The following is a 26,350-nucleotide window of genomic DNA, read 5'->3' as shown; positions in this document are numbered from 1 at the left end:
TAAATAATCTGAAATGGATTATTTTTGAAGCCATGGATTTTCCTGTAACCTTTCATATTTTCGGTCATACAATTCTTGCGCATCCTCTTTTTGAAGCCGTTGGTATGTTTCTGGGGATGAGATATTATTTTTATCTTAAAAGAAAATCATCCGAGAAGCTCTCGTTCAATACTTCTGCTGCAGTTCTGATAGGCGCAACAGCAGGAGCGCTATTGGGATCCAAGCTCATCGGAAATCTGGAAAATCCTTACACCATGTTTGAAAACTTTAGTTTTCAGAAGTTCTGGTCCAGCAATACCATTGTGGGAGGGTTAGCCTTTGGTTTATTGGGAGTAGAGCTGGCCAAAAAAATAGTCAGACACAAAGAAAGCACGGGTGATCTCATTGTTTTTCCCTTAATGTTGGCGATCATTATTGGAAGGATTGGCTGCTTTCTTACAGGAGTTCACGAGGAAACCTATGGTATTCCTACAGATTCTATTTTTGGAATGAACCTGGGGGATCAGTATCTTAGACATCCTGTTGCCTTATACGAAATAGGGTTTCTTATCAGCCTTTGGGTCATTCTTAAATATATTCGGAAACAGAAGACATATCCGTCAGGGTTCCTTTTCCAGATCTTTATGCTGAGCTATTTTACCTTTAGACTTTTATTAGATTTCATTAAGCCAAGAGTTGAAATTGCAGGAAACCTTGGAACAATTCAACTTGTATGTATTTGTGTAATTATTTACTACATTTATACTATTAAAAATATTCAAACCACTTATTTAAAATATTCAAGATGAAACTCTTAACATTTTTAGATGGCGGGAGCCTTGCAGGTGTTTTTTTTATGATCGTTGGGATGATAATTATAGGCGCTCTGTTTTTTTCTATTATTGTTACTTTTATTGTGAAACTAATCTATGAAAGTAAGGATAACAGAAAATTCAGCAGAAAACAGTTTATAATGACTTTTATTATCTGTTTATTGGTCTGTGGCCTGATCAGCGGATATATCTGTGGATAAATATTTTAAAAATTAATTATGCCAGTAAGAAACTATACCTATTACGATTATACCATTAGTCTTTGCCCGGAATGCCTGAAAAGGGTAGGAGCGAAGATCATCATAGAAGATGAAGCTGTTTTCATGACCAAAAGATGTCCTGATCATGGCTTTTTCAAAACGAAAATTGCTTCCGATGTTCAGTATTACAAAAATATAAGGAACTATAACAAAGCTTCAGAAATGCCGGTTCATTTCGGAACAGATGTAGAATACGGATGTCCCTATGACTGTGGGCTTTGTGTGGATCATGAGCAGCATAGCTGTCTTTCGATTGTAGAAGTTACGGATCGCTGTAATCTGACCTGCCCAACCTGTTATGCCATGTCTTCCCCACATTATGGAAGCCACAGAAGCCTTGAGGAAATTGAGGCCATGTTTGATATCATTGTTAAAAATGAAGGCGAACCGGATGTTGTTCAGATCAGTGGCGGAGAGCCTACTATTCATCCGGAGTTTTTCAAAATTATGGATATTGCCAAGTCAAAACCCATTAAACATTTAATGTTGAATACCAATGGGATAAGAATTGCCAATGATCCTGGTTTTGCTGAAAAGCTGGCCACCTATGCTCCTGAATTTGAAGTGTATCTTCAGTTTGATTCTTTTAAACCTGAAGTGTTGGAAGATTTCAGAGGAAAAGATCTTACTTCCGTAAGGATGAAAGCTTTGGAGAAACTGAATGAGCTAAACCTTTCCACCACCTTGGTTATTGTCCTTCAGAAAGATAAAAATATTGATGAGATCGGAAAGATCATTGAATTTGCTTTAAAACAGAAGTGTGTAAGAGGAATTACCTTCCAGCCGGTAGAAATTGCAGGGAGAAACAGGGAAGATTCTGCGCATGAGAAAATCACTTTAACGGAAGTAAGACAGGAAATTCTGAATCAGTTTCCACTGTTAAATTCTGATGATATTATTCCCGTTCCGTGTAATCCGGATGCCTTAGCCATGGGATATATTTTAAAACTTCAGGGAGAAATCATTCCCCTAACCCGCTATATCAATCCTGCTGATCTTCTGAACAACGAATCCAAAAATACCATTGTTTATGAACAGGATGCTGGGCTTCATATGCAGTTGCTGGATATCTTCAGTACCGGTATTTCTGTCGATAAAGTAAAGCCTAAGGTTAATCAGCTGCTTTGTTGCCTTCCTGAAGTATGTGCTCCGGATCTGGATTATGATAATCTGTTCAGGATTATTATTATGAACTTTATGGATGCTCATGATTTTGATGTAAGAGCAGTGAAGAAGTCCTGTGTTCACATTGTGAATAAAGATCTGAAATTAATTCCGTTTGAAACCATGAACCTTTTCTATAGAGATGATAAGAAAAGTTATCTTGAGGAATTGAGAAAAGAAGACAAAGTATTATTTTAAGCATAATCATCTGTTCCCGATCTGTAGCTAATAGATTCTACCACAGATGGATACGGATTTTCACAGATGATTGCGTATAATTGATAATTTGTAACAAAAATCTGCGGTATCTACTCAATCAGCGAGAGTAAAAATAAAAAGCGTGAAAATCAAATTTCACGCTTTTTCTATATCTTAATAACAGTATTATTTAACTTCCTTTACGGTATCAAAAACCATTACTTCTTCTAGGGTTTTCATATACTCATATGCAGTAAGGTCAAACTTCACAGGTACGATAGAAATGTATCCGTTAGCCAGAGCTGTTTCATCAGCATCTTCAGAATCATCCATATTGTTGAAGTAACCTGTTAACCAGTAATACTTTTTCCCGTGTGGATTTACCCTTTCATCAAAGCTTTCTTCCCATTTAGCATGAGCCTGCTTACAAACTTTCACTCCCTTTATTTCTGAGGCAGGAAGTTTCGGGATGTTCACATTCAGAACAATTCCTTTTGGCATCGGGTTTTCAAGAGTTTTTCTTACAATATTCTGAATAAATTCTTTAGCCTGAGTAAAATCTGCTTCCCAGCTGAAATCCAGTAATGAGAATCCGATGGCAGGAATTCCTTCCACACCAGCTTCCACAGCGGCAGACATTGTTCCTGAATAGATTACATTAATAGATGAATTGGCCCCATGATTAATCCCTGAAACTACAATATCAGGTCTTCTTGTCATAATTTTATCAAGAGCCATTTTTACGCAGTCTACAGGAGTTCCGCTGCAGGAATAATCTGTTTGCGGGCCATCAAGGGTAACCTCTTCGTAGCTTAGCGTAGAGTTAATGGTAATAGCGTGGCCTTTTCCACTTTGGGGAGAGTTAGGGGCTACTACCACTACTTCTCCGATTTCGTTCATAAAACTGATCAAATTTCTGATACCAGGAGCTGTAATTCCATCATCATTAGTAACCAGAATAAGCGGTCTTTCCATATATTATCTTAATTTTTTATACAAATGCAGTACAATCTGTTCATTTTGAGAATTGAACAAAAAGAATTTCAACACATCAAATGTAGTTAAAAATAAGACGTGATAAAACAGCAGGTTAGCCATTCACTGATTTAATTTCAGTAATAAATACCCTGTATTTTAATAGGGAAAGGGCCGTGAATGCTAAAATAGAAAAATCCTCCAGCTTAAGTTACCGTTGAATTTTAGCATAAATTTATCATCCTCCCAATATGACTTAACATTGAATGGAGAAGACAGAATACGGTTTTATTTATAATCAATCCAACGGTTTTCTCCCTGTAATAATATTATAAAGAACAACAACTATAGCTATAACCAGCAAAATATGAATCAAATATCCTGTACTGATTCCGGGGACAATTCCCAGTATTCCTAATAGCCATACAACAATGCAGATCACTGCAATTAACCATAATAAACTTCTCATGACATTACATTTTAAAGTTATCTGTTTAAATATCAGCATATTTTATGCCTTTATAGGTTAAATTTTATTTTTGTGGTATCGGATGGTGTATTTTTCTCCTTTGATAATTTTCAATATAGTGACCATCCTAATTTGGTGAGAAAATAATTCTTTTGCCTTTTGGATCTAAAATTCACTTAACATTTTATTTAATTCTTATAAAAAAATAAGACACTTACGAAATTATAAATGTCTTATTTACCAAAATTAATTTATGAGAAAAGGTGTTTGTTATTGATTAATAAAAGGATTTGACCATTTTTTGTCTACATATACATTTTTTCCAGAAAGAGTTTTAAGAAATGCTACAATTGCTTTTTTCTCCTTTTCTGTAACTCGTAAGCTTTTGACTCCAGCTAAACGGGTATCCAGGTTAGTATTTTGAGTGTTCTTGGGTACATTATTATAGTGATCTACAACTCCTTCCAGGGTGGTAATAACTGCTGAGTGCATCATTGGTCCATTAGATCTTCCATTACTATTGACAAGGTCTCTTAAGGAAGGTGCTCTTGTAACGCTAATATCAATACCATTCCCGTTGATCTTATTGATTATTCCATTATTCCCGGAATTAGGTTCCATGCTGAGTTCAGGAATTTGATGACAAGCAGCACAACCAAGCCCACCAGATATACGGTTACCGGTAACTAAAAAACTTAACACAGGTATTTTCATAAAAAGATTTTTACCCAGGTTTTCTTCTTCTGTAAAATTATTTAATGGTGAAAAATCTGAAAGAGCCTGAGCTCTACCCTGATCGTATTTAGAGTCAAAAGATGTAATACTTAATACAAATTGGGACAATGCGCTTTGAATTTTATCTTCATTAATTTCAGAATTACCATAAGCTTTGGTGAATAATTCTTGATAATAGGGTAAAGCGGCCAATTTAATAATGAGATCATTAAATGAAGGATCTCCATTTGTACCACTGAAGCCCATTTCTATGTGGTCTTTAATAGGGATAGAGGTTTGCTCTTTCAAAGAAGATGCTCTTTTATCCCAGAAAAAGCGAGACTCATCAGAAAACCTGGTATTGATCAATCTCATTGAATGTCTCTCTGTTTGTCCGTTTACTCCCTGGCTTGCAATATTATCATCACCAAAAGCTAATTCTTGTTTATGGCAACTTGCACATGAAACAGTGTTGTTTGAAGAAAGGTTCTTATCATAAAACAAAACTCTTCCTAGCGTTGCTCCTGCATCTGTTACAGGGTTCATATAAGTGGAATTGCCTCTAATAATGTGGGATGGAATCTCCTGATTTGAGTAATTGGCAAGATTATTCAAATCAATATTATTTCCAAAAAAAGCAGCCAAAGTATTAGACAGTCTAGCCTTGGATAAAGCTGAAACTTCAGGATTCTCCCCGGAGATTGGCTCTAACATATTATCATTTTGACAGGAAACGATACCCAACATAATTAAGGGTAAAAGAAATAATTTTTTATTTTTCATTTTTAAAGTATTTTAAATTGTGTACTTTGTTGAGGATTATAATCCCTCTATTACTTCAATGGCAATATAGGGAACGCGTGGGTGGATAAAAGTAAAGAGACTCCATAATATTCATTTGATGATTCTTGGGGTTTTAAAATTTCAGCCAATTTTGTACAATCTTTTTCCCCTTTGGAGTAAGAAAACTCTCAGGATGATATTGCAGTCCCGTAATATCATATTTTTCATGCCTCAGAGACATGATTGTCTCTTGATCATCAGTAGATGTTATGACCAAGTTTTGAGGCAGATTACGATTTTCCACCACCCAGCTGTGATATCTTGCGACTTCTATATGGTCAGGCAATTCTGTATAGATTTTTTCATTTTTGTTAAGTGAAATTATGGAACTGACTCCGTGATAAACTTGAGAAGTATTGATAAGGTGAGCTCCAAAAGCGATTCCTATGGCCTGATGTCCTAAACAGATACCCAATATTTTTTTTGAATGCTTATAAGTCTTTATCAAAGGAATGCATAGCCCGGCATCCTGTGGTATTCCGGGGCCCGGAGAGAGAACAATAGCATCATAATCCTGTGCTAGTTCCAGCTGAAAGGCATCATTCCTATAAACATCAATCTTATAGTCACCACATTCGGAAATGAGCTGTTTGAGATTGTAGGTAAATGAATCGTAATTGTCTACAAGCAGTATTTTTTTCATAATGTATACGATCTAAATTCTTTTAACGTGTTTAGAATTAAGGTGATCTTATTGTTTACTTCTTCCAGCTCTTTTTGAGGATCAGAAGATATGACAACGCCGGCTCCGGCACGGTAAGTCATCATTCCGTTTTCAAATAAGGTACTTCTTATAAGAATGCAGGTATTGATATCATTATTAAATCCTATCCAGCCAAGTAGTCCTCCATAATATGAACGACTGCTGCTTTCTATATCATCAATAAGCTGTACTGCCTTGTATTTAGGCGCTCCACTTAATGTCCCTGCGGGTAAAAATTCTTTGATCAGACGGACCGTATTAAGCTCTGTATTTAGTTGGCCTTGTACCTGGCTTACCATATGGATAACATTATTATAATGTTCTATGGTCTTCAGTTTACTGATGTATACATCTTTTGCATATCTGCTGAGATCATTCCTTGCCAAATCAACAAGCATATTGTGCTCTGCATTTTCTTTAGGGTCTGCCAGCAGTTCTTTTTCCAGCAATGCATCCTTTTCTTTATGCATTGTTTTTTTGTAGGTTCCTGCGATGGGTTTTACTATTGCCAAACCATCTGACGAACTGAAATGTGTCTCTGGTGATGCTCCTGCTATTGTATAGTTTTCTTCTTCCAGAAAGAAATAATACTGGGCACTGTTGTTTTTCAGCTTCACAAAAAATGTCCACGGATCGCCTGTATAGTTTCTGGAAAATCTTCGGGAAACGACCAGCTGGAATACATTCCCTATCTGGCAGTGATGTTTTGCTTTGTTCACTTTTTCTAAAAATTCTTCCTCCGTGCAATCTTTTTCTTCTGCGTCAGATACTAGAAATCCATTTAGTCCTGTATTTAAGGTGTTTTTCAGCTGTTCTTTCATTTCCGTCATCTCTTCACTTTCTCCATCATAATAGTTATTGATGCAGACAACTTGTGAGAGGGTGATATTGAAAACATAAATATATCGGTATAGAGAAAATTTGAAGAGTGGCAACTGGCTGCTTTCTCTTTCTTCAGCGTATTTTTTCAGAGAAATATTTTCTATAAGCTGTATAGAATCATAGCTGCTGAAACCTAAAAGACCATTATATGGATGAGAATTATTTTCAGGGATGTTTTTTTTCTGCCATTCAGCTGTTTTATCCCAAAAATTAAGCTCGTCAGTTTCTATTGTTTCTGTCTTTTCTCCTGATCTGTATTGAAGCTTATTCACATTATTTGACTGTAATGAGGCAATAGATTCTGCCGCAATAAAAACCAGCCTGTGGTTGTCATTGTTTACGGTTTCAGAAACTTCAAACCAAATAGAACTTGTGGCTGCCTGCCTCAGGGAGTTATAAAAACTCTTCATATCAAAGTTTTCGGGGTAATCTGAACTTATATGAGAAGAAAATATCTTAGTTTCTTTCATAGATTTAGTGTGTTAAATCATTTATTATTTTACTTAGCAGGGCAGAGGTCTGCTTCGGATACTGGAACATAAAAAAATGTCCTCCATCTACAGGAAAATAGCTTGTAGTATTGGACGTATGACGGTTCCAATCTTTATAGCAGTCTTTATTATTATACAGCTCATCATTTTCTGCTATGATTACTGCCAAAGGAGTTTCGATAATAATGGACGGCCAGTCTTCAACGGGGTTTTCTTCTAAAAGTGCTGTATCTTTTTCCATAATCTCTATCCGTTTCTGCTGTACTCTCTGAAAAATCGGGGCATTTTTGCTTCTTTCATATTTCGTTGGAAGAATATCAAGCAGCAGGGCATTTCGCTTTTTTCTCGGCATCGGCAGTTCTGCAGGCTGAAACAGGGGTGCCTGCATCCCTGAAACGATCAATCCTTTTGGCATATAATCGTTCTGTAGATTAAATAAAACAAGAAGGCCCAAAACAGCTCCCATACTGTGTCCCCACAATATAAAAGGCTGGTCTTTACTTAGCAGTCTGCTTCTGATTTTATCTGAAATATCTTCTATAGTTTCTTCTAATGTTGAATGAAAAGGTTCCGTACTTCTCATTCCCCTTCCCGGCAGTTCTAAATAATGTACCTCCACATCTTCCGTATTCAGTACATTGGATACATTAGACATTGAGGAAGATGAGCCGCCTGCATAAGGAATACAGAACAATAGTGTTTTGTATTCCATCTAAACAGATAATTTATTTTTATCTATAAACATTACGGTTACTTTTCCTTTTGCACAGACAGAACCTTCTGCCGATGCTTTTACATGAATAGAGCAGGCAGGCCCTTTTCTCCAGTCTATACTTACCTCCAGCTGCAGCAAGCATCCTGGTAATACCGACTTTAGAAAATTAATCTGGACATTTCCTAAAACCCCTATTATGGGTCTTTCTGTCAAAGGAAGAGGTCCTCCTTTTTTCCATTCCAGATCATCTAAAGCCAGCATGAGCGATGAAGCCTGTGCTAAAGCTTCCGTAATAAGAACTCCAGGCATAATGGGGAAATCGGGAAAATGACCTGCGAAATAGGGCTCACCCATAGAGACGGCTTTTACAGCAGTAAGTTCTTTTCCGGGAATATAACCCGTCACTTTATCTATCAGAAGAAACGGATATCTGTATTTTAAAATTTGAGTGATCTGATAGGATTCTAACAATGCTTCCATTTATTTTGTTTTTTCTATTATGGTGAGAATTACAGTTCCTGCCTTGTCTGCTGAAAGAACCAGAATGTTTTCCTGATCTGTTTTGTGAATGCTTTTTCCTTCGAATACCGAAACAGCATAGGCTATTCCCAGCATACCTCCGGCGTTGTCATTATCTCCAAAAAGGTTTTCAGGATAAATGACGGATGTGCTCAGCCCATTCTTTCTTAACATTTCTTCAAAAATAGTTTCATCAATTACCGAAGTGCCTCCGGAAAAAATAATGGTATCAAAACTGAATAGTGCTGCCATACCTGAAATATTCTGATACAGAAATGCTTCTGTCGGCAGATCCTCTGTATGGGTTTCAGAATGTATCTTTTTTATAGTGGCTAAAGGTTTTCTGCCTGCTTCAGATAAAGTTTCCCTGCGTTCTAAAACCATGGCTATTCCCAGTTCGGTGGAGGCTGGTCTATGCAGGGCTTCATTTCCTCTGCGAATAGACCCCTGATATTCATTTCGGACTTCTGTAGAGGCAATGACTCCGTAATCTGTGATTCCCTGTTTTAGATGGAGGGAAGCAATATCTAAAGCCTGAAGGCTTCCTGCCATCCCTGCACATACACTGAAATTGGGCCCTTTTATTCCTGCCTGAATGGCCATCTGACTGGCTGCTGCATTGGCAATGGTGCTTGGAGCTTTCATTGGGCTTACACGGTCCGGGCCTTGATTTTTTGCAGTTAAATCAAAGATAAAACAGTCTTCAAGGTTGGAAAGTTCAGTGCCGTCATAAAGCCCGATTCTTTCAGGAGCTTCATTGATTATCGAACTTAAACTTCTGTTATGTATGGCATGAAATGCTGCATTACAGTACAACAATGTTGCTTTGTTAAGAAATCTCTGTCCTTTTGGTTTTAAAAACTTCTGGGGATCATGATCTTCAATGATTAAAGCTTTTGTTTCCGATTCTTTTCGGAAGAAATAATTGTCAATCTCCGTTCCGTATGGACTATTGAAGCCTATTACGGAAATTACTATATCGTTATTTGCTGTCATATTTACTGAATATTACACTGCATATATTCCCGCCAAAAGCGAAAGAATTACTAAGAACATGATCTACTTTATTTTCGATTTCTGAGGATGGCTGGATATGAAAATGAGTATTGAAGGCTTCATCAATTTTTTCTGTATTGCGGTTTATGGGAACTTTTTGATGATGTAGGGAAAGAGTAGCAGTTACTGCTTCCAATGCACTGGCTGCTCCCATACAGTGTCCTAACATGGATTTGATTCCATTGACATATAAAGAATCTATTTCTTCTCCAAAAACATTGCGCATCGCATTTACCTCATGGGAATCATTGGCTTTTGTTCCTGTTCCGTGGGCGCTTACATAAGTGATGTTCTCTCTATCAATATTGCTTGATTTTATTGCATTGTTCATAGACAGGGTAGCACCGGAACCTTCCGGATCAGGGGCTGTAGGATCATAGGCATCACAGGCTAAGCCATATCCTTTGATTTCGCCATAGATTTTAGCTCCTCTTGCCAGTGCATGTTCCAGTTCTTCCAATACTAAAACAGCTGCTCCTTCCCCTACAATCATCCCGTTCCTGTTCTGATCAAAAGGTTTACAGTTGTCTTTTGACATGGCTCCCAATCTGTAAAAAACGGTGTAGCAGGACCGTGTAAAAGGGTCAGCTCCTCCTGCAATAATGAGGGAAGATCTGCCTTCGCGAATCATAGAGTAGGCGGTGCCAATAGCATAATTTCCTGCTGCACAGGCTGTAGGAATTACCATATTGGTTCCGCCGAGATTGTAATATTTTGCTATACTGGCACTTAATTCAACTGGTCTGAAATAAGTAAGTGTCTTTGCTGCTTCAGAGGAAAGGTCTTCATGTTTCATTTCCAGATTCCACTGATCTACAATTCTTTCTACAATATCCTGGTTGCCGTTTGTAGTACCCAGAATAACTCCGTAATTATTTTTTTTGGTGAATTTTTCAAAACCGGCATCTTTCAGACCCATGTCTATCGCGGCGGCGGCATAAGTAACGGCTTTGCCATAAGGCTTAAAATGCTCCAGCAATTCAGTATTCTTATAATCTTTTTCCAAGTCTACTTCAGCAGCGCGGGTAACTCCTTTATAGTTGGAGGGCTCCAGTTTTGTAAGGTCTCCGACTCCTGATTCTCCATTCAGGATTTTTTTCCAAAAGGCTTCTTTTTCACAGGCTAAAGGGCTTACTACACCCATTCCTGTAATTACAATTCTTTTCATATGTGTTGTGTTTTTTATAAAGTTAATCCTCCATCGATGATGAATGTCTGCCCGGTGATATAGCTGCTTTTGTCCGAGCACAGAAAGGTTACCAGCTCAGCAACTTCTTCCGTTTTTCCCATCCTTTTCATGGGGATCATCTGATCTATTTTCTTTTTGTCCTGTTCATTCATTTTGGCTACCATTTCGGTATCAATAAATCCCGGGGCAACAGCATTTACCTGTAAGTTAAATTTTGCAAATTCCAGAGCCAGTGTTTTGGTTAAAGAGATAACAGCTGCTTTAGTTGCTCCGTAATTGGCCTGTCCCACTGCTCCTCTTACTCCTGAAACAGATGATATATTGATGATTTTTGAATTTTTCTTTCGGACGAAAGATCTTATCACTGCTTTTGTGAGGTAATAGGTCCCATTCAGGTTGGTTTCCAATACATTGGTCCACATATCGGTGGTCATGCTGAAAAAAGGGGCGTCCATTGTGATTCCTGCATTGTTTACCAAGCCGTATAGCGGACCTAATGCAGATTTTTCAATTTCGGCGATTAGAGATTTTGATTGTTCTTCATCTTTTATGTCAGCCTGATAAAGCATCGTCTTACCCGGAAATTCAGCTGAAAGTTTGTCCAAAAAAGCTTCTGCTGTTTCTTTCCCATGATTATAGGTAAATGATACGGATGCTCCCGATGAAAGCAGCTGCTGAACAATGGCTCTGCCGATTCCTCTTCCGCCTCCTGTCACTAAAAAATGTTTGTCTGATAAATCTATTTGCATAATTATTTTTAAATCTTATTGAGTATGGAAAGGTCTCTGCTGCTGGTCTGTATTTTGGAATTAAGGCTGTTCATAAAGTCTTCTGCGCTTCCGAAACTGCCTGCCAGACGGTGACCATAAGCAAGAACTTTACTGTTAAGTTCAAAACGCTGCTCCTGATAGTCTGCCAGTGCTTCTTCCAAAGAAATTTCACTGTTAAAATATTTTGAAAGCCAGATGAACAGTTCTCCTGTATCTTCAATAGCCAGGTTCATTCCCTGTCCCGTAATGGGATGGATGGAATGGGCCGCATTTCCCAAAAGAAGTATCCTTCCTTTAAAGTATTGTTCAGAATGCATTCTGCATAAGGGAAAAGTGAGGAAATTGTCCAGTGAATTGATCTGGTTTAACATGTCATCACTTTGGGTAACAAATGTTTTCAGTCGTTTGATCAAAGTTTCTTTGTTTCCGGATTCTTTCAGGTTTTTCCCTTCTTCCATATTAAACCCTAAAATACATCGGGCTTCTGTATTGTTGATTGGGTAGAAATAGGCGAGCCCTCCGTTTTTGTCTACATACAATCGGTTGAGCTCTTCTACACTTGATGTAATAGGGTATTTGTTGAAATACATCACATGATCGTAATAGTCGAAATGGGCTTTTATTCCAGCATATTCTCTTACAATGGATTTGGTTCCGTCCGCTCCGATAAGGATATTGCTAAAAATCTCCTCTTCTGAATTAAGGGTTACATAGACCCCATTTTCCACTTCATTAATTTTTGAAACGGATTGATTGACCAATAGTTCTACGGTTTCGATGGCCTGAATTTTATCATAAATAGTTTCCAGTAAAACACTGTATGGACAAACCATGAAATATCCTCTTTCGTTTTCTGCTTTATAATTGATGTGATCGACCTGAATACCGTCATGAAAAACGCTGAGGTGATTTCTCACTCTGCATTCCTTATTCATAAGTTCCTGTAGCATTCCGTGTTTTTCAAGGACATTGATACCGGAAGGCTTCAAAATATCGGCACCATTCATATTGACTTTAGCATTTTTTTCTAAAATCAGGATTTTTTTACCTTGTGAACCCAGCAGCCAGGCCAGGAAAATACCGGCAATTCCTGCTCCTACAATGCAAGCGTCATATTCTTTATATTTTGGATTTTGATTCATACGAATGATTCTGTTTTTAAATGAGAGATTAATAGTTCTATACTTTTTCTGTATACTTTATCCGGAATGAAGGAATGATCCATCACTTTATATTTTTTACATACGTGATCCACCAGTTCTTCTTCTGATAAATAGTCTTTACGAACGGCCACAAACTCTATCAAGTCGTTACACCCAAGAAGGCTGCAGGCTGGTGCAGATAGGGCCTCCACACTTGTAAGAATACCATTGTGTCCTAAAGCAATGGTCTCAGCACGCAGATCTCCCAATCTATTGATACTGTTTATAAATTGTTTTACATGATCAAAAGCCAACGGAAACCATTTTTTTGTATTGATAATTTCCCCTAAAGCATCCGATACAAACAAAATGTCTTTTTCTTTATAATGAATACTCACAGAGCATAGACTATGGCCCGGAGTATAGATTATTTCCCAGATTCCAGATTCCGTTTTTATTTGTTCCCTATCTTTCAGAATGATGAAAGGAATCTGTTGTAAGTCCGCAGGAAATTTTTTAATCTCTTTATCTGATATCAAGGCATTCAGCTGACGAATCCTTTTTACATATTTTTCATTACGAAAGTTTTTCACCGCATGTTCCGAGGCATATAGTTTTATATGCTTCAGATAAGGATAAAGAGATTCTATAGCTCCGCAATGATCATAATGGGAGTGTGTAATAAACCAGTGTCTGACTAATGAGAGATCAGAAACATGTTCTTTCAATTGTGCCAGTAGCGCTTTGGCATCCCGGGTTAACCCTCCTTCTATCAGGATGTATTCCTGATCTTCTTTTACCAGATAAACCGGGTTGGAGATTGTTCCCAAGATGGCCAAAGAGCTGCTTATATTTCCTGTTTTATTGATCCACATGGTGTTATAGATTAGAATTTATATAAAACACTTCCCCATGTTGCTCCGGAGCCGTATCCCACTATAAGTCCAAGCTTTCCTTCTCTTTCTTCCGGAGGAGTATTCTCCATATATTCACTCAGAGTGATGGGTAAAGAACCGGAAGCAATATTTCCATATTTATGTACATTGATCTGTACCTTATTTCTTGGAATTCCCAGAGTATTTATCACCGCATCCAAAATTCTCATATTGGGCTGGTGGGGAATAATAACATCTATATCTTCCATGGAAAGATTGTGCTTTTTCAATGTCTGTACTGTTACTTCTGTGAATTTTTCTACCGCATGTTTAAACATGTCTTTGCCATTCATTCGGAAATAGGAACATTTGCTTTCATCTCCGCTGAAGGTTTTGCCTGATGTACCCGGACTTTCTGTCCAAAGCAGTTCAAAATAACTTCCATCAGCGTGTATTGCAGCATCCAGAATTCCTTTGTTCTGATCCTCTGAAGCACTTAGCACAACAGCTCCGGCGCCATCACCAAGTAATATGGAGAGGTTTCTGCCGTCATCAGAATAATCCATTCTTTTTGATAAAGCTTCTCCGCAGCAGACTAATATATTCTGATGTGTTCCGGTGGCTATAAATTGTTTTGCGATGTCCATTCCATAAATAAGCCCGCTGCACTGTGCTCGGATATCAAATACGGGAATTGTATTTTTCAGAGAAAGCATTGGCTGAATAAGGCAGGCCTGAGATGGATCATGGTAATCCGGACTCAAAGTATTTACAATCAGCATATCGATATCTTCCGGTAAGAGATTGGCTTTTTCAATTGCTTTTTTGGAGGCTTCTACCATTAATACGCCTGTGCTTTCATTTTCAGAAATATGTTGTCTGGTAAGCACGCCTGTACGGGTTTCTATGAATTCTTCCGTGGTATTCATCCATTTAACAATTGTTTTGTTGTCTATAGTTGAAGAAGGCAGAGCATGACCAAATCCGGATATGACAGTATTCATTAGTCGTAGTTTTTGTTCATTACATTATCTATATCCTCTGTTCCGGCAGATTTTTTTCTGAAATATTCTACAGCATCTTTCACATCTTTTTCAAATCTGTTGTCTCTCCATACTTTCATGTTTTCATCATCATTAGGATCACAGATTCCAAGTTCCAGAAAGTATCTCATCAGAGGAGCCATAATTCTGGAATTGATTTTTTGACGGTTTTCACTTTCCAACACGGCAGGAATCAGTTTTTTATAATCTCTGAATGCGGGATTCTGAAAACCGACACGGGAATACACTACAATACTGCAGACCGACATATCAAGCATGCTTCTGAGCATTGGTGCTGTGCTTTCCTGTGCTTCTTTCAAAAATTCAGGAACCATATCTATAAACTCACGGATCATATTTTTACCCCATTCTATATGTCTTGCTTCTTCTTTATGATGTTCTACGGCTACTGCTCTTGATAAGGGGGAAATTTCCTTGCTGTTGCAGTCTTCCATTGCATTGTTTTCTGCCAGCCATTCAATAAGAATGGTAAGGTAGATGGCCTTTAGGGGAAATTCGGACATTGCCGCATTGTGGCTGTATATTTCTCTAAGGTTTAAAGGGCTGGGGAAGGGGGTAATCTGAAAATGGGCCATTGCCTTTTTGAAGACCATTGCATGCACTATTTCTTCTTTGCAGAAATGGTGTATGTATTTTACGACTTCGGGAAATTTTTTAAGGGAGCCATGATTGACGATTTTCATATAGTATTCTGACACGAGGTTTTCGAATACAATGAAAGTATACCACCATGAACCTGTTTCATAGACGGATAAAAGTCTTCTTTCTTCTTCTGTAGCAAGATCATAATAAGGTGTTCCGTAGATCGCAATATTTTCTCTTTTTTTCAGCCAGGCGTTTTCTACAGGTTCGTCCCAAGGATGATCCAGAAGGAGGCTCATCTGTTTTTTTTCGGAAGCTTTATTCAGCTTTTCTAATAAGAGGGTAAACTTCGGGCTTAGTGTTTTTTTCTTTAGATTGCTCATGTATTCTGTGTTTTTTTCATATTTAATAATTTTCCTTGTGTAAATCCGAAACACATTGCGGTTTCATAACCGGGACCTCCGGACCATGTGCTTACCAGTTTTACTTTGTCATTTGGGAAGTTGCTCAATAGTCCTAAATTGGTTTTTGGAAGCATTTTGTAGGCGAAAGCCGAACCTTTAGTAGCCAGTGTAAATTTGTAATTAGTCTTTGGAGTTGAAGATTCTGTATAAACCAATTTATCTTCTATCTGAGGAAAAGTGTTAAGGACTCTTTTGATCAGTTTTCCCTGAATTTTTTCTTTTCTTTGATTGTATTGGTCTTCGGAAAGGGAGAACCAACGGTCTCCATGATCCAAAATAATGAATTGAAGAATATAGCCTCCTTCCGGGTCTACACGATGATAGTTACTGACACTCAATGTAAAAAGGTCATAATATCTATCCTTTTCAAAATCATCTTCTGTAAAGTTGTCCCCTGTATCAGATACTAAAAGATATTCAGGAGAAGTTATTCCCAATTCTTCAGGTGGTACAGAAAGCACAACGAATACACAAAAATGGCCCCATCCTACGGTGAAGTTGTTAAGGACTTGCTTAAATTTCTGTGACTTTTCATCTGATTTCAGCATTTTTACTACGTCTTCAGGAGGACAGGTTGCAATGACTCTTTTTGTTTTTACTATATTTTTTCGAGTGGTTACAAGCATATGATCTCCTATATCTTCCATTTCATATACCTTATTTTTCTTTAGCAGTATTCCGCCACGATCTACAAATTCTTTTAATAATAAGTCCGAAATACGTTGTCCGGTTCCTTTCATAAATGCAGGACCACCATAAAACATAGCATAAAGGCAATGAAGAAAATAAAAAGCATTCACTTCATTGGAAATGGAACCTGAATAAATAGCAATAGGGCTGAGTACTTCTATGATATCCTGTCCTTTGAAAAGGGTATTGAAATATTCACGGGCAGTTATTTTGGACAGGCTTCTGCTTTCTTTCAAGATATCCCTGTTGATGGTGTATTCATTCATTAGCTTTCTGAAAAACATATAATGCTGATACCCATGAGATTCTATATCATGGAAAAGCTTTTCTATCCCTATTATTTCATCAGGAAAGTAATTAATAAGGGTTTCTTTAATGTCTTCCGGCTCAGATGGGAGTTTGATGAATTGGTTTTTATAAACTACGGTCCCTATTTCTTCATGCAGCTCAAATTCATCCAGCAATGATTGCAGGCCTAATCTTTTAAGGGAAATCCAAAGGTTTCCAACATTTTCTTTGAGCCCGCTCACTTTATGCTGGCTACAATCAAAAACAAATTTTCTTTTATTCCGGTAAAAATTGGTAGCATAACCTCCTACTTTATGATGGGCTTCGCTGATGGCAACTGAGCTTCCTTCGGAAACCGCTGAAAGTCCATACATAAGCCCACAAAGTCCTGCTCCTATTACTAATTCGTCGACTTCTAAATTTTCAATCATTACTGGATTATTTTATTTGTTTTTTAAAAAAAGAGATCACCCTCACTTTTTTGAAAGCAAGTATTTTTAATTACGGATGTCTGTTATAAACCAATATTAACAGGCTTTGTTAATATCGGTGGAAAGTCAAAATCTATTAAAGTCTTGGGTTCCCAACTCTTTTGTAACCTCCAAAGACTTTGCTTTTAGACTTTAAATGGCCAGTTCTTCTTCCAGAACTTCTACGATGTCTTTTGGTGTTTTCATTTTGATAAGAATTCCTTCGTCTAAACTGATATTGAATTCTCTTTCCAATTCCACTAAAACTTCTAATCCCATAAGAGAAGTGACTCCTATTTCATTTAATAAGTCTGTGTCAGGCTTAATAATATTAATTTCGCATTCTGCAATATCTGCTAAAACTGCGTATACTTTGTTAAATAATTCTTGATTTTCCATTCTGTTGTATTTTTTAATAGTTAATATTTTCTGTATTCCATACCTGTGCTCCAAACCCCCATCCGATTCCTGCACCGGCGAAAACAATTTTATTATTGGGTTTTATTTTTTCATCTTTTAATGCAAAGTATAGGGTCACCGGAATTGAGGCAGAGCTGAGACAACTGTATTTTTCTACGGTAGTTGTATATTTATCTTTCTTTATTCCTATTCCCATTGCCCACATTCTGATGAGCATTTTTGAGGGCTGATGAAAGACAAAGTGGTGGATGTCCTCAAGCGTGGCATTTGCTTTTTCTAAGGCTTTAAAGGTAACCTCAGGGACATTGTGAGGGACGAATGTCTGCATTTGAGTGGGTGCATCTTGTCCTAACGTAAAATAAGGACGGGTAAATTCTTTCCCGGGCTTATCTGGAGGAGATTTCCATTGCAATGTTGCAATATCATTATAGATGGGAACGCTTTTATAATGAGAAGAAACTAATTTTCCTTCTTTTTCTGATCTTCCTACGACTACCGCTGCAGCGCCGTCTCCAAAAAGGGTAGAAGAGGGTAAGGAAAAATCAGCAATTTGTGTAAAAGTTTCTGCTGAGCAGATCAATACGTTTTTGTACTTGCCTGTTTTTATGTAATCAGAGGCCATTTGTAGTGCTACCAGAAAAGAGATGCATGCCTGATTGACTTCTATAGTCATCGCTGAATGTTTACATTGCAACTCGGTTTTTAAATATTCTGAAATTCCGGGAAAGATCCTGTCATTTTCTTTATCAGACCAACCTGTAATGGTGCATGTTGTTCCTATGATAAGGTCTATGTCATGCGCTAAAATACCGGCTTTTTTTATTGCTCCCAAAGATGCTTTCTTAGCAAGCTGGGAACAAGATTCGCCTTTCTCTTTGTCTACCATATATCTCCCTTCCATTCCCCAGTTTCTCCACCAGTTTTTAGGAAGATTGGGAATGCTGGAAAATGGAGGCATATCATTGGTGTAATATTTCTCTGGAAATCCCACTGCCACGCTTTTTATAGAGGAATTATATCTCATTTGTAATTTTTAAAACCGAATAATGTGAAAGGAATGGGTTATACGCTATCATTGTTAACGGCTGTTTCTTCATTTCTGTGTTTTCTTGTAAATACCAAGGAATACTGTTCATTGCCAATGTATCTTCTGTTTCTTGGGGTGACAGATGTTCTGAAAACCATTTTTCTGTAATAATCGGAGTCTGTTGCTCTTCCAGCTTTAATAATATATTTTCAAATTCAGAATTTATAGTTTTTACAAAAGAGGGACTATAATTCCAGTTGAGTCTAAAAATGTTTTCTTCTATCAGAGCTTCTTCATTTCCTTCATTGAAACTTAGGCTTGCTTTTGGTGCTTCAGGAGAAGAGATATGGATGTTTTCTAATTCTATTTTGTTGTTGCTGGCCTTAAGTAATAATGCATTAACTCCATCAGGAATACAAAACCCATTCTCATTATCCTTAAGAAAGGCAGAAAATTTATTTGACTGAATCACCAATGCATATTTGGACTCTGAAGTCAATAAAAAAGAAGATGCGATTTTGATCATATTTCCTAGGTCACTATGAAACATTTCAAATACGAATGCGTTTTTTGCTTCTAAATGTTTTTGTACTTCGTGGCCTACTCCGGGAGCTGAAGTATTTCTCAGAGAGGTTGTATCATATAATGAAATAGAAGCATTAATAATTATACCTAATTCATGAGGCATAATACCATTTTGATCTAATAACTGCCTGCATGTATCCACAGACCAAGTGGATAAAGATTTTTCTTTTTCAACTTCGTATATCTGACATTGAAAACCTTTCTCCATTTTCCCGCGATTACCAGAGATATTTAACCCCGGGATCTGGCTAATTGCATCTATTATCTGCATAATATATTCATAATTATTTTTTTTAACAGTGATTTACCAACCCCTTCCTGTATATTTTTCCATTACTGTTTCTTGGTAATTCTTTTATAAAATGAATTTTGGAAGGACGCTTATAGGAGGGAAAAATTTCTGATAACTTCTTTTGAATTTCATCAGAAAGAAAAACCATATTGCAGTCCTCTTTTCCCACGACATACAGTACTGGCTTGATCAGGGCGTCATCATCTAAATAATAGGTTACTGCACATTCATCCACTTCCTGGAAACTCCGTAATATGATATTTTCTATTTCCAAAGGGTTTACCCAGCGTCCGTTTACTTTAAATAAATCATCTTTTCTTCCATGATAAGTATAAGTGCCATCTTCTGCTTGGGAACATAGATCCCCTGAAAAGTACCAGCCCTCTTTATACTTTACTTTATTGGCTTCTTCTTTTTCCCAATATGAGCTGAGTGTACTTTCAGGAGGGGAGACACATAATTCTCCTATTTCGTTATGGTTTTTTATGCTTACGTCAGGGTTATCTATTTTGCATATTTTTATCTGATAGCCGGAAACAGGAATTCCCAAAGATGAATTCTTATTTTGTTTTTTTAAATGACGGTTACACATGAAAATATGACCTATTTCTGTTGAGCCTATCCCATTAATAATTGTTTTCTCAAATTTTGAGTCCCATTCTCTGGCAATAGATTCAGGAAGTGAAGAGCCTGCTGACACAAATAATCTTATACTGTTGAAATCGTTTTGCGAAAAACTTTTGTAGTGATGCAGTATATCTAAGTATACTTTTGGAGTACCAAAGAAAACAGAAGGTTTGTAGAGCCGGATATTTTTTTTCAATTGATCAATAGAAAACCATTTTTCATCAATTACTACAGATGAACCTATAATTAATGGAAAAAATAAGCTGTTTCCCAATCCGTATCCAAAGAACATTTTAGAGACAGACATAATAATATCTTCTTTACAAATTCCCAATGTCTTTTGTGCAAACAGATTCGTATTTAAAAGCATGGTGGCATGAGTGTGCTGAACCGCTTTGGGTTTTCCTGTGGTTCCTGAAGTATATTGCCAAAAGGCAATCGGGTTATTTTGTTCATATGCAAAATCCATATCAGAAAAGCTATTATGAGTCTTTAGTACCATATACTTATGCAGATAATTATCCGAATGATATTCGTCTTTTAAAGGAGTGTTCACGATAATACATTCATTTACAATGTAAATTGAATTATGTACAACCTTATGTAAACGGAGGTATTGTTGACTGTCTATAATGATCCCCCGTGCTTTAGAATCTTGTAGAATATATTCTAATTCAGAATCCTGAATCATCGGATTTACAGGAACTGGAATGCATCCTATAGATATTAAAGATAAGAATGAATAAATAAATTCTGGGGAATCATTCATGCTCAAGATGACTCTATCTCCACAGCTGAGTTTTCCTGTGGATTTTAAATTAACGGCTAGGGTTAATGTTTTTTCAGCTATTTCTTTTCCAGATAAGCTATTCAGATTATAAAGTATTTGGTTTCCATTGTCTGATAACAATAGATTTCTAATGATATTTTCTGATAAATTCATAAGGTATATATTTTAGCGCTTCTGACACTTACTAATAATGTCAGATGATATCGAAAAGGCTAATTTCTATTAATCTATCAGAAAAGATTATTATATGAATACAGAAATAGGAGAGCGGGATTATACAAAAGTTTTTTCATATTCGTGTGTTTTTTCAAAATTCGTGTGTTTTTCAAAAGTAGTATTATTTTTTTATATTATCACATGTTTGTGATATATTTTGTAAATGTAATAGACGTTGATTTTTTTTTATTAGTAAAAATAAAATATTATGAATTTGAATAAAGTTTATAAGCATGATTATTTGTTCATAAATATTAAACATATAATGGATATTAAAAAGAAAGTTTTTTTTAACATTTATTATGTTTCAAATAATATACATAGGCTATAACAGCTCAAATATTATCTAAAATAATGGCACTGGCTGTTATACAATGGATTAATAAATTAAACAATAGAAATATTAACAACTTAAAAACTCAAATTGCTTAAATGCACCACAGGTCTCTTTTAATAAAAATCTTCAAAACTATACGATATTTGTAAATAAGGTATTAAATTTGATCGTTTGTAACAGTCCGCAAATTATTGCTACTTATTACAATACTTATTTTTCAAAAATTAATAAATAAAGACAGTTTATGTGGAAAAATTTCAAACTGAATAAATTTTTACTACTGATTCCATTAACCAGTCTAATGTTTTGCTTCAATTCGCCGAAAAACGATGATGAAAAGATGCAGACAATAATGGTGAGCGTAAAAAACACTCTTTCTTACCTGCATTATAGTCCGAAGCCTATCAATGATGCTTATTCAAAGGATGTTTATAAGCATTATTTCGAATTGGTGGATCCTGCTAAAAGATATTTCCTGCAGTCTGACATGGATGAATTCAGCAAGCATGAAACAAAGCTTGATGATTATATCAACCAGGGAGATTTGAGTTTCTATAAACTTACAATCGACAGATTGTACCAAAGAGTAGATGAGATCGATAAGATTACTCAGGATATTTTTAGTAAGCCCATTAACCTTCAGGAAGATGAAACACTTACCCTGGAGCCAAAGCTTAAAAAAGTACCGGCCAATAAGCAGGAACAGTACAACGAATGGAAAAAATTCATCAAGTATAATATTCTTCAGGAAATTGAATCGATGAACAGTAAAGAAGAAGCTCAGAAAGAGAAGAAAGATTCTGTTCAGAAGTATAAATTAAATGATACGATCAAGTTTAAGGTTCTTACTCAGGATGAAAAGATCAAAAAAGCAACGGATGAAGTAAAAGACCTTGTAAAAGATACCTTCACAAGATTCAAAAAGAGAAAGAAAATGGATTGGTTTACGGTATATATGAATGCTTATACTGAAGTATTCGATCCGCATACCAACTACTATTCTCCAAAAGATAAAGAAGATTTTGATACTCAGTTTACCGGTAAAGTAATTGGTATCGGAGCATTGATCCAGGAGAAAAAAGGAAATCTTTATCTGGGTGCTCTTACCATTGGTGCTCCGGCATGGAAATCCAAGCAGCTTTCAGAAGGAGATAAGATCCTGAAAGTAAAATCAAAACCAAAAGATGATGCTGTAAATGTGGTAGGAATGCTTTCCGACGAAGCTGTAAGGCTGATCAGAGGAGAAAAGGGAACACCTGTTACCTTAACCGTTCAGAAAAAAGACGGGACTATTAAAGATGTAACAATGATCCGTGAAGAGGTGGCTATTGAAGATACTTTCGCAAGAAGTATTGTAGTGAATACTCCTAACGGTAAGAAATATGGGTTTATCAACCTTCCGAGCTTTAACGCAGATTTTGAAAATTCAAAAGGAAGAAATGCTTCTGATGATATCAAAAATGAGATTGTTAAGCTTAAATCTCAGAATATTGAAGGAATTATCCTTGACCTTAGAAACAACGGTGGTGGATCACTGACGGAAGTAGGCGATATTATGGGGCTTTTCATGGATGCCGGACCATATGTTCAGGTGAAAGATGGAAACGGGAAAATACAGACTCTAAAGAATAAAAATGAAGCTCCGATCTGGACCGGTCCGCTTGTTATTATGCAAAACGAACTTTCGGCTTCAGCTTCTGAGATTTTAGCAGGTGTAATGCAGGATTACGGAAGAGCTATGGTTGTTGGATCTCCGCAATCTTTTGGAAAAGGAACCGTTCAGACTTTTGTTGATCTGAACAGATTCCTGAATACAGAAGATGATTTCGGATCTTTAAAACTGACGATTCAGAAATTCTACAGAATTACAGGAGAGTCTACACAGAGAAAAGGAATTGTTTCTGATATTCAGATGAAAGATTTCTTTACCTATGCAGAAGTAGGAGAGCGTTATGATGACTTTGCTTTGGCTTGGGATAAAATTCCGGCTACAAAGTTCCAGAAACTGAACTTTTTCAATATCCAGGCTCTTGAAAAAGCAAGTGCAGACAGAATGGCTAAGAATAAAAACTATCAGCTACTGTTAGAATCCGCACAATGGAGAGAAAAACTGGATAAAGAGGAAAACATTACATTGAACATCAATAAATTCAATGAAGTGATGAAGCACAGAAAATCTCAGATTGAAAAATTCAAAGTACTTACTAAATTTGAGAACGGCCTACAGTTCATCATGTATCCTAGTGAGATTGAAAGAGAGAAAAAAGACGAAGCTTTCAAAAAGAAGTCTGAAATGTGGATCAAGAATCTGAAAAAAGATCTTTACCTGCAGGAAGCAATGAATATTGTATCCGATATGGGAGTAAAATCATAAACATAAAAAACCCGATAATGAAAATTATCGGGTTTTTTATTGTGTAAAATAAATGATTACTTAATCTCTACACATCCCACTCGTCCGCCGGCATTTCCGGTAGGCTGAGTATGGAAATCATCTGCTGCAGCGTGTACAATAAGACCTTTTCCAATGATGTTTTTAGATTCATCTGTACATCCAAGACACCATTTATCTGTCTTGAAGGTTAAAACTGCAACTCCGCTCTGATCAGCTACCAGATTTCCAATATCTCCCATGTGGAAATGCTCAGCACCCCATTTTCCGTGATCGTTCTTGGAAGGATTCCAGTGTCCGCCTGTAGAAGTTCCGTCCGCCGCAGAACAGTCTCCTTTTTCATGAATATGTACTGCATGAATTCCGGGAGTAAGGTTCGTTACATTCAGGTTCATAATGACTTCATTCCCCTGTTGGGTAAACTTAGCCGTTCCGCCGGTCTGCGTTCCGCTTTTGGCATTTACAGCGTACGTTTTTGTAGTTCCGCATGAAACAGCCAACAATGCACACCCTGCCAATAATGATAGTGTTTGTACTTTCATTTTTAAATGATTTAAAGTGATTTTATGCTAAATTTAAAAAAGATTTTTCAAAGCGCTTTATGATCCCAGTCTTTTTTTCTGAAAGAATATCTGATACGAGGCTTTAATCTATGTTGTTTTAGTCTCAGAATGTGTAAGTTTAACCTTGGGTATCATTGCGTAAGAAAATACAGTTAAAAATGTTATTTTTAACTTTTTGACGGCTAACCCTTTTATATTTAAAAAATCATTATAACACATTTGAAGCGCATCAGCAATGGTTATTCTATATACATTTATCAGTGAAGAAAAGCATCGGTATTTTTTAGACCGGTATTTAAACTCTTTTCCGGAAGATTTTAAGCAGGATATTCTGAAATACAGAAGATGGCAGGATGCTCAGCTTTCCCTGTTAGGGAGAGTGCTTTTGTACCAGGGATTAAAGTCCCGGTATCATGTTGATGAGGTATATATTGAGCGTACTCCAGATAATAAACCTTACCTGAAAGGGCAGCCTCTTCATTTCAATATTTCTCATTCCAAAGAACTTGTTGTTTGCGCAATTGCAGAATTTCCTATTGGAATTGATGTTGAATTTATAGACCCTAAAATCAATTATCTGGACTTTCAGTTTCAGATGACAGAACAGGAATTTCTTAAAATTGATCGTTCTGAAGATCAAATTGGGGATTTCTTTTCATACTGGACCCGAAAAGAATCAGTAATGAAAGCGCATGGAGGAGGAATGATGATTCCTTTGGATTCCTTTGAAATTGTAAATGATGAATGCGTAATTGAGAGTAAAAAATTCTTTACCAAGAATATTTCTATTGATGAAAGTTATCAGAGTTGCATAGCTTCAGACAATAAAAATCTTAAAAATGTGGTACCTTTTTTTATAGCCTCTGAAATTTGAGTTAATCATTTTTTACATCCTTTTAACCCTTATATTTTGGTGAATTTCAATTATTTAAATTGAAATAGAAAATCATTGCTAAGGGATAAAATTTCCAAATTTTAACGTTTTTTTTTTGCAAATTCATTTTTAACATATATTTTTACTGAGAGAAAAAAAATTATTTAAACACTAAGACCTTATACAAATGAAAAAAAGTGTATTACTGCTGATTACCTTCAGTTTCAGTGTGCTTTCCTTCGCACAGGTAGGTATCAAGCAAGAAAATCCCAATCTCAGTTCAGATCTTGAACTGGGGTCTAACAACAAAACGTTACTTCTAAACAGAGTTCCCAACACTGCTGCAGTCGCAAATCCAGTTAATGGCATGATGATCTATGACATATCCGAAGAATGCGTAAAAGCATTTCAGGCAGATAAATGGTCTAAATGTCTTGGAAAAGGACTGATTGGAAAAAAAGCATTGATGAATCCCGTTTCCTTGTCATGTACTTCAGCTACCGTTTCTCCCAGTCCTATTGCAGGACAGGCTTATAAAGGTGTGTTGACGGTTCCCTATACAGGAGGAAATGGTGGTGTTTATGATGCAGTATCCATTCAAACAAATGGATTAACTGCTGCTTTACCTGCCGGACAATTTGCTATTGGGAATGGACGTTTACAGTATTCTATCACAGGAACTCCGGATCGGACCGGCAATATTACATTGAATGTAAATGTTGCAGGAAATACCTGCTCCGTTGCTTTAAAATAATGTAATTGTATTTCAGTAAACAGTTCCGGATCATTATCATGTATCTAAGTAATTTCTGCAGTTCACAAGATGCAGAAATGATAATCGTTTGTTGATCAGTAATTAAAATGCTTATAAACAATTATTATCTTCAGAGTC

The 26,350-nt window shown here is 36.5% G+C and carries 26 protein-coding genes; 6 read left to right on the top strand and 20 right to left on the bottom strand.

Annotation, left to right across the window (positions count from 1 at the left end):
• Positions 1-32 precede the first annotated feature (32 nt).
• From DRF65_RS23265 to DRF65_RS23255, 3 genes are read left to right on the top strand one after another with little or no spacing between them, the layout of a single operon-like run.
• The gene (locus tag DRF65_RS23265; RefSeq protein ID WP_115973117.1) at positions 33-788 is read left to right on the top strand and encodes a prolipoprotein diacylglyceryl transferase; all 756 of its coding nucleotides are present in this window, start codon (positions 33-35) and stop codon (positions 786-788) included.
• A complete protein-coding gene (locus tag DRF65_RS23260; protein ID WP_115973116.1) occupies positions 785-1,012 on the top strand; it encodes a hypothetical protein in 228 nt (75 codons plus the stop codon). Before DRF65_RS23265 ends, DRF65_RS23260 begins: the two co-directional genes overlap by 4 nt.
• 18 nt (positions 1,013-1,030) lie before the next feature.
• The gene (locus DRF65_RS23255; RefSeq protein ID WP_115973115.1) at positions 1,031-2,434 is read left to right on the top strand and encodes a radical SAM protein; all 1,404 of its coding nucleotides are present in this window, start codon (positions 1,031-1,033) and stop codon (positions 2,432-2,434) included.
• A gap of 186 nt (positions 2,435-2,620) precedes the next feature.
• On the opposite strand, the gene surE is transcribed toward DRF65_RS23255, so the two are convergent.
• The 19 genes from surE to DRF65_RS23160 all read right to left on the bottom strand — a co-directional run bounded on the left by surE (position 2,621) and on the right by DRF65_RS23160 (position 21,229).
• Complete coding sequence (surE, locus tag DRF65_RS23250; RefSeq protein ID WP_115973114.1) at positions 2,621-3,409, bottom strand: 5'/3'-nucleotidase SurE; 789 nt, start codon at positions 3,407-3,409, stop codon at positions 2,621-2,623.
• A gap of 298 nt (positions 3,410-3,707) precedes the next feature.
• Positions 3,708-3,878 (bottom strand): lmo0937 family membrane protein, encoded by a 171-nt coding sequence (locus DRF65_RS23245; RefSeq protein ID WP_115973147.1) that lies wholly within the window; start codon positions 3,876-3,878, stop codon positions 3,708-3,710.
• 270 nt (positions 3,879-4,148) lie between these two features.
• Positions 4,149-5,375, bottom strand: coding sequence for a cytochrome-c peroxidase (locus DRF65_RS23240; protein ID WP_228438900.1), 1,227 nt, complete (start codon positions 5,373-5,375; stop codon positions 4,149-4,151).
• Between the two features lie 133 nt (positions 5,376-5,508).
• A complete protein-coding gene (locus tag DRF65_RS23235; protein ID WP_115973113.1) occupies positions 5,509-6,078 on the bottom strand; it encodes an anthranilate synthase component II in 570 nt (189 codons plus the stop codon).
• Positions 6,075-7,490, bottom strand: a complete 1,416-nt coding sequence (locus tag DRF65_RS23230) for an anthranilate synthase component I family protein (RefSeq protein WP_115973112.1) — start codon at positions 7,488-7,490, stop codon at positions 6,075-6,077. The genes DRF65_RS23235 and DRF65_RS23230 overlap by 4 nt, the downstream gene beginning before the upstream one ends.
• A gap of 4 nt (positions 7,491-7,494) precedes the next feature.
• Positions 7,495-8,223 (bottom strand): thioesterase II family protein, encoded by a 729-nt coding sequence (locus tag DRF65_RS23225; protein WP_115973111.1) that lies wholly within the window; start codon positions 8,221-8,223, stop codon positions 7,495-7,497.
• The gene (locus tag DRF65_RS23220; RefSeq protein WP_115973110.1) at positions 8,224-8,706 is read right to left on the bottom strand and encodes a 3-hydroxyacyl-ACP dehydratase FabZ family protein; all 483 of its coding nucleotides are present in this window, start codon (positions 8,704-8,706) and stop codon (positions 8,224-8,226) included.
• A complete protein-coding gene (locus DRF65_RS23215) occupies positions 8,707-9,741 on the bottom strand; it encodes a beta-ketoacyl synthase N-terminal-like domain-containing protein (RefSeq protein WP_115973109.1) in 1,035 nt (344 codons plus the stop codon).
• Positions 9,728-10,969 (bottom strand): beta-ketoacyl-[acyl-carrier-protein] synthase family protein, encoded by a 1,242-nt coding sequence (locus DRF65_RS23210; RefSeq protein ID WP_115973108.1) that lies wholly within the window; start codon positions 10,967-10,969, stop codon positions 9,728-9,730. Before DRF65_RS23210 ends, DRF65_RS23215 begins: the two co-directional genes overlap by 14 nt.
• Before the next feature lie 14 nt (positions 10,970-10,983).
• Positions 10,984-11,739, bottom strand: a complete 756-nt coding sequence (gene fabG, locus DRF65_RS23205) for a 3-oxoacyl-ACP reductase FabG (RefSeq protein WP_115973107.1) — start codon at positions 11,737-11,739, stop codon at positions 10,984-10,986.
• Positions 11,740-11,747: 8 nt separating this feature from the next.
• Positions 11,748-12,902, bottom strand: a complete 1,155-nt coding sequence (locus tag DRF65_RS23200; RefSeq protein WP_115973106.1) for an FAD-dependent monooxygenase — start codon at positions 12,900-12,902, stop codon at positions 11,748-11,750.
• Positions 12,899-13,777, bottom strand: coding sequence for an MBL fold metallo-hydrolase (locus tag DRF65_RS23195; RefSeq protein ID WP_115973105.1), 879 nt, complete (start codon positions 13,775-13,777; stop codon positions 12,899-12,901). The genes DRF65_RS23200 and DRF65_RS23195 overlap by 4 nt, the downstream gene beginning before the upstream one ends.
• Positions 13,778-13,788: 11 nt before the next feature.
• Positions 13,789-14,781 carry a 3-oxoacyl-ACP synthase III family protein gene (locus DRF65_RS23190; RefSeq protein ID WP_115973104.1) on the bottom strand — a complete coding sequence of 331 codons (993 nt, stop codon included), beginning with the start codon at positions 14,779-14,781 and terminating at the stop codon, positions 13,789-13,791.
• The gene (locus tag DRF65_RS23185; RefSeq protein ID WP_115973103.1) at positions 14,781-15,806 is read right to left on the bottom strand and encodes a diiron oxygenase; all 1,026 of its coding nucleotides are present in this window, start codon (positions 15,804-15,806) and stop codon (positions 14,781-14,783) included. The genes DRF65_RS23190 and DRF65_RS23185 overlap by 1 nt, the downstream gene beginning before the upstream one ends.
• Complete coding sequence (locus tag DRF65_RS23180) at positions 15,803-17,296, bottom strand: phytoene desaturase family protein (protein ID WP_115973102.1); 1,494 nt, start codon at positions 17,294-17,296, stop codon at positions 15,803-15,805. Before DRF65_RS23180 ends, DRF65_RS23185 begins: the two co-directional genes overlap by 4 nt.
• A 192-nt stretch (positions 17,297-17,488) precedes the next feature.
• Positions 17,489-17,734, bottom strand: a complete 246-nt coding sequence (locus tag DRF65_RS23175; protein WP_123320262.1) for an acyl carrier protein — start codon at positions 17,732-17,734, stop codon at positions 17,489-17,491.
• Positions 17,735-17,747: 13 nt separating this feature from the next.
• A complete protein-coding gene (locus DRF65_RS23170; protein WP_115973100.1) occupies positions 17,748-18,779 on the bottom strand; it encodes a 3-oxoacyl-ACP synthase III family protein in 1,032 nt (343 codons plus the stop codon).
• Positions 18,769-19,638 (bottom strand): beta-ketoacyl-[acyl-carrier-protein] synthase family protein, encoded by an 870-nt coding sequence (locus DRF65_RS23165; RefSeq protein ID WP_115973099.1) that lies wholly within the window; start codon positions 19,636-19,638, stop codon positions 18,769-18,771. The genes DRF65_RS23170 and DRF65_RS23165 overlap by 11 nt, the downstream gene beginning before the upstream one ends.
• Positions 19,639-19,660: 22 nt before the next feature.
• Positions 19,661-21,229 carry an AMP-binding protein gene (locus DRF65_RS23160; protein ID WP_115973098.1) on the bottom strand — a complete coding sequence of 523 codons (1,569 nt, stop codon included), beginning with the start codon at positions 21,227-21,229 and terminating at the stop codon, positions 19,661-19,663.
• A gap of 644 nt (positions 21,230-21,873) precedes the next feature.
• Between DRF65_RS23160 and DRF65_RS23155 the strand changes: the two genes are divergently transcribed.
• Positions 21,874-24,003 carry a carboxy terminal-processing peptidase gene (locus DRF65_RS23155; protein WP_115973097.1) on the top strand — a complete coding sequence of 710 codons (2,130 nt, stop codon included), beginning with the start codon at positions 21,874-21,876 and terminating at the stop codon, positions 24,001-24,003.
• A gap of 56 nt (positions 24,004-24,059) precedes the next feature.
• Here the strand turns inward: DRF65_RS23155 and DRF65_RS23150 are convergent, their stop codons facing one another.
• Positions 24,060-24,563 carry a superoxide dismutase family protein gene (locus DRF65_RS23150; protein WP_115973096.1) on the bottom strand — a complete coding sequence of 168 codons (504 nt, stop codon included), beginning with the start codon at positions 24,561-24,563 and terminating at the stop codon, positions 24,060-24,062.
• Positions 24,564-24,819: 256 nt separating this feature from the next.
• Here DRF65_RS23150 and DRF65_RS23145 point away from each other — a divergent pair, with 256 nt between their 5' ends.
• On the top strand, positions 24,820-25,458 hold the full coding sequence (locus tag DRF65_RS23145) for a 4'-phosphopantetheinyl transferase family protein (protein WP_115973095.1): 639 nt from the start codon (positions 24,820-24,822) through the stop codon (positions 25,456-25,458).
• Between the two features lie 187 nt (positions 25,459-25,645).
• Positions 25,646-26,212, top strand: coding sequence for a hypothetical protein (locus tag DRF65_RS23140; RefSeq protein ID WP_115973094.1), 567 nt, complete (start codon positions 25,646-25,648; stop codon positions 26,210-26,212).
• The last annotated feature ends 138 nt before the right edge of the window (positions 26,213-26,350 follow it).

It is taken from the genome of Chryseobacterium pennae (assembly GCF_003385515.1).
GTDB classification, from domain to species: Bacteria; Bacteroidota; Bacteroidia; order Flavobacteriales; family Weeksellaceae; genus Chryseobacterium; species Chryseobacterium pennae.
The sequence above is the reverse complement of the archived record's forward strand: the minus strand, read 5'-3'. Positions and strand labels throughout refer to the sequence as shown.

What these genes read in the sequence shown, in the direction of transcription:
- fabG (WP_115973107.1), bottom strand. Translation starts at nt 11,739, where the DNA reads ATGCAAATAGATTTATCAGACAAACATTTTTTAGTGACAGGAGGCGGA.
- DRF65_RS23235 (WP_115973113.1), bottom strand. Translation starts at nt 6,078, where the DNA reads ATGAAAAAAATACTGCTTGTAGACAATTACGATTCATTTACCTACAAT.
- DRF65_RS23170 (WP_115973100.1), bottom strand. Translation starts at nt 18,779, where the DNA reads ATGAGATATAATTCCTCTATAAAAAGCGTGGCAGTGGGATTTCCAGAG.
- DRF65_RS23165 (WP_115973099.1), bottom strand. Translation starts at nt 19,638, where the DNA reads ATGCAGATAATAGATGCAATTAGCCAGATCCCGGGGTTAAATATCTCT.
- DRF65_RS23145 (WP_115973095.1), top strand. Translation starts at nt 24,820, where the DNA reads ATGGTTATTCTATATACATTTATCAGTGAAGAAAAGCATCGGTATTTT.
- DRF65_RS23255 (WP_115973115.1), top strand. Translation starts at nt 1,031, where the DNA reads ATGCCAGTAAGAAACTATACCTATTACGATTATACCATTAGTCTTTGC.
- DRF65_RS23140 (WP_115973094.1), top strand. Translation starts at nt 25,646, where the DNA reads ATGAAAAAAAGTGTATTACTGCTGATTACCTTCAGTTTCAGTGTGCTT.
- DRF65_RS23175 (WP_123320262.1), bottom strand. Translation starts at nt 17,734, where the DNA reads ATGGAAAATCAAGAATTATTTAACAAAGTATACGCAGTTTTAGCAGAT.
- DRF65_RS23220 (WP_115973110.1), bottom strand. Translation starts at nt 8,706, where the DNA reads ATGGAAGCATTGTTAGAATCCTATCAGATCACTCAAATTTTAAAATAC.
- DRF65_RS23215 (WP_115973109.1), bottom strand. Translation starts at nt 9,741, where the DNA reads ATGACAGCAAATAACGATATAGTAATTTCCGTAATAGGCTTCAATAGT.
- DRF65_RS23225 (WP_115973111.1), bottom strand. Translation starts at nt 8,223, where the DNA reads ATGGAATACAAAACACTATTGTTCTGTATTCCTTATGCAGGCGGCTCA.
- DRF65_RS23185 (WP_115973103.1), bottom strand. Translation starts at nt 15,806, where the DNA reads ATGAGCAATCTAAAGAAAAAAACACTAAGCCCGAAGTTTACCCTCTTA.
- DRF65_RS23190 (WP_115973104.1), bottom strand. Translation starts at nt 14,781, where the DNA reads ATGAATACTGTCATATCCGGATTTGGTCATGCTCTGCCTTCTTCAACT.
- DRF65_RS23240 (WP_228438900.1), bottom strand. Translation starts at nt 5,375, where the DNA reads ATGAAAAATAAAAAATTATTTCTTTTACCCTTAATTATGTTGGGTATC.
- DRF65_RS23265 (WP_115973117.1), top strand. Translation starts at nt 33, where the DNA reads ATGGATTTTCCTGTAACCTTTCATATTTTCGGTCATACAATTCTTGCG.
- DRF65_RS23150 (WP_115973096.1), bottom strand. Translation starts at nt 24,563, where the DNA reads ATGAAAGTACAAACACTATCATTATTGGCAGGGTGTGCATTGTTGGCT.
- surE (WP_115973114.1), bottom strand. Translation starts at nt 3,409, where the DNA reads ATGGAAAGACCGCTTATTCTGGTTACTAATGATGATGGAATTACAGCT.
- DRF65_RS23200 (WP_115973106.1), bottom strand. Translation starts at nt 12,902, where the DNA reads ATGAATCAAAATCCAAAATATAAAGAATATGACGCTTGCATTGTAGGA.
- DRF65_RS23155 (WP_115973097.1), top strand. Translation starts at nt 21,874, where the DNA reads ATGTGGAAAAATTTCAAACTGAATAAATTTTTACTACTGATTCCATTA.
- DRF65_RS23195 (WP_115973105.1), bottom strand. Translation starts at nt 13,777, where the DNA reads ATGTGGATCAATAAAACAGGAAATATAAGCAGCTCTTTGGCCATCTTG.
- DRF65_RS23230 (WP_115973112.1), bottom strand. Translation starts at nt 7,490, where the DNA reads ATGAAAGAAACTAAGATATTTTCTTCTCATATAAGTTCAGATTACCCC.
- DRF65_RS23260 (WP_115973116.1), top strand. Translation starts at nt 785, where the DNA reads ATGAAACTCTTAACATTTTTAGATGGCGGGAGCCTTGCAGGTGTTTTT.
- DRF65_RS23160 (WP_115973098.1), bottom strand. Translation starts at nt 21,229, where the DNA reads ATGAATTTATCAGAAAATATCATTAGAAATCTATTGTTATCAGACAAT.
- DRF65_RS23245 (WP_115973147.1), bottom strand. Translation starts at nt 3,878, where the DNA reads ATGAGAAGTTTATTATGGTTAATTGCAGTGATCTGCATTGTTGTATGG.
- DRF65_RS23210 (WP_115973108.1), bottom strand. Translation starts at nt 10,969, where the DNA reads ATGAAAAGAATTGTAATTACAGGAATGGGTGTAGTAAGCCCTTTAGCC.
- DRF65_RS23180 (WP_115973102.1), bottom strand. Translation starts at nt 17,296, where the DNA reads ATGATTGAAAATTTAGAAGTCGACGAATTAGTAATAGGAGCAGGACTT.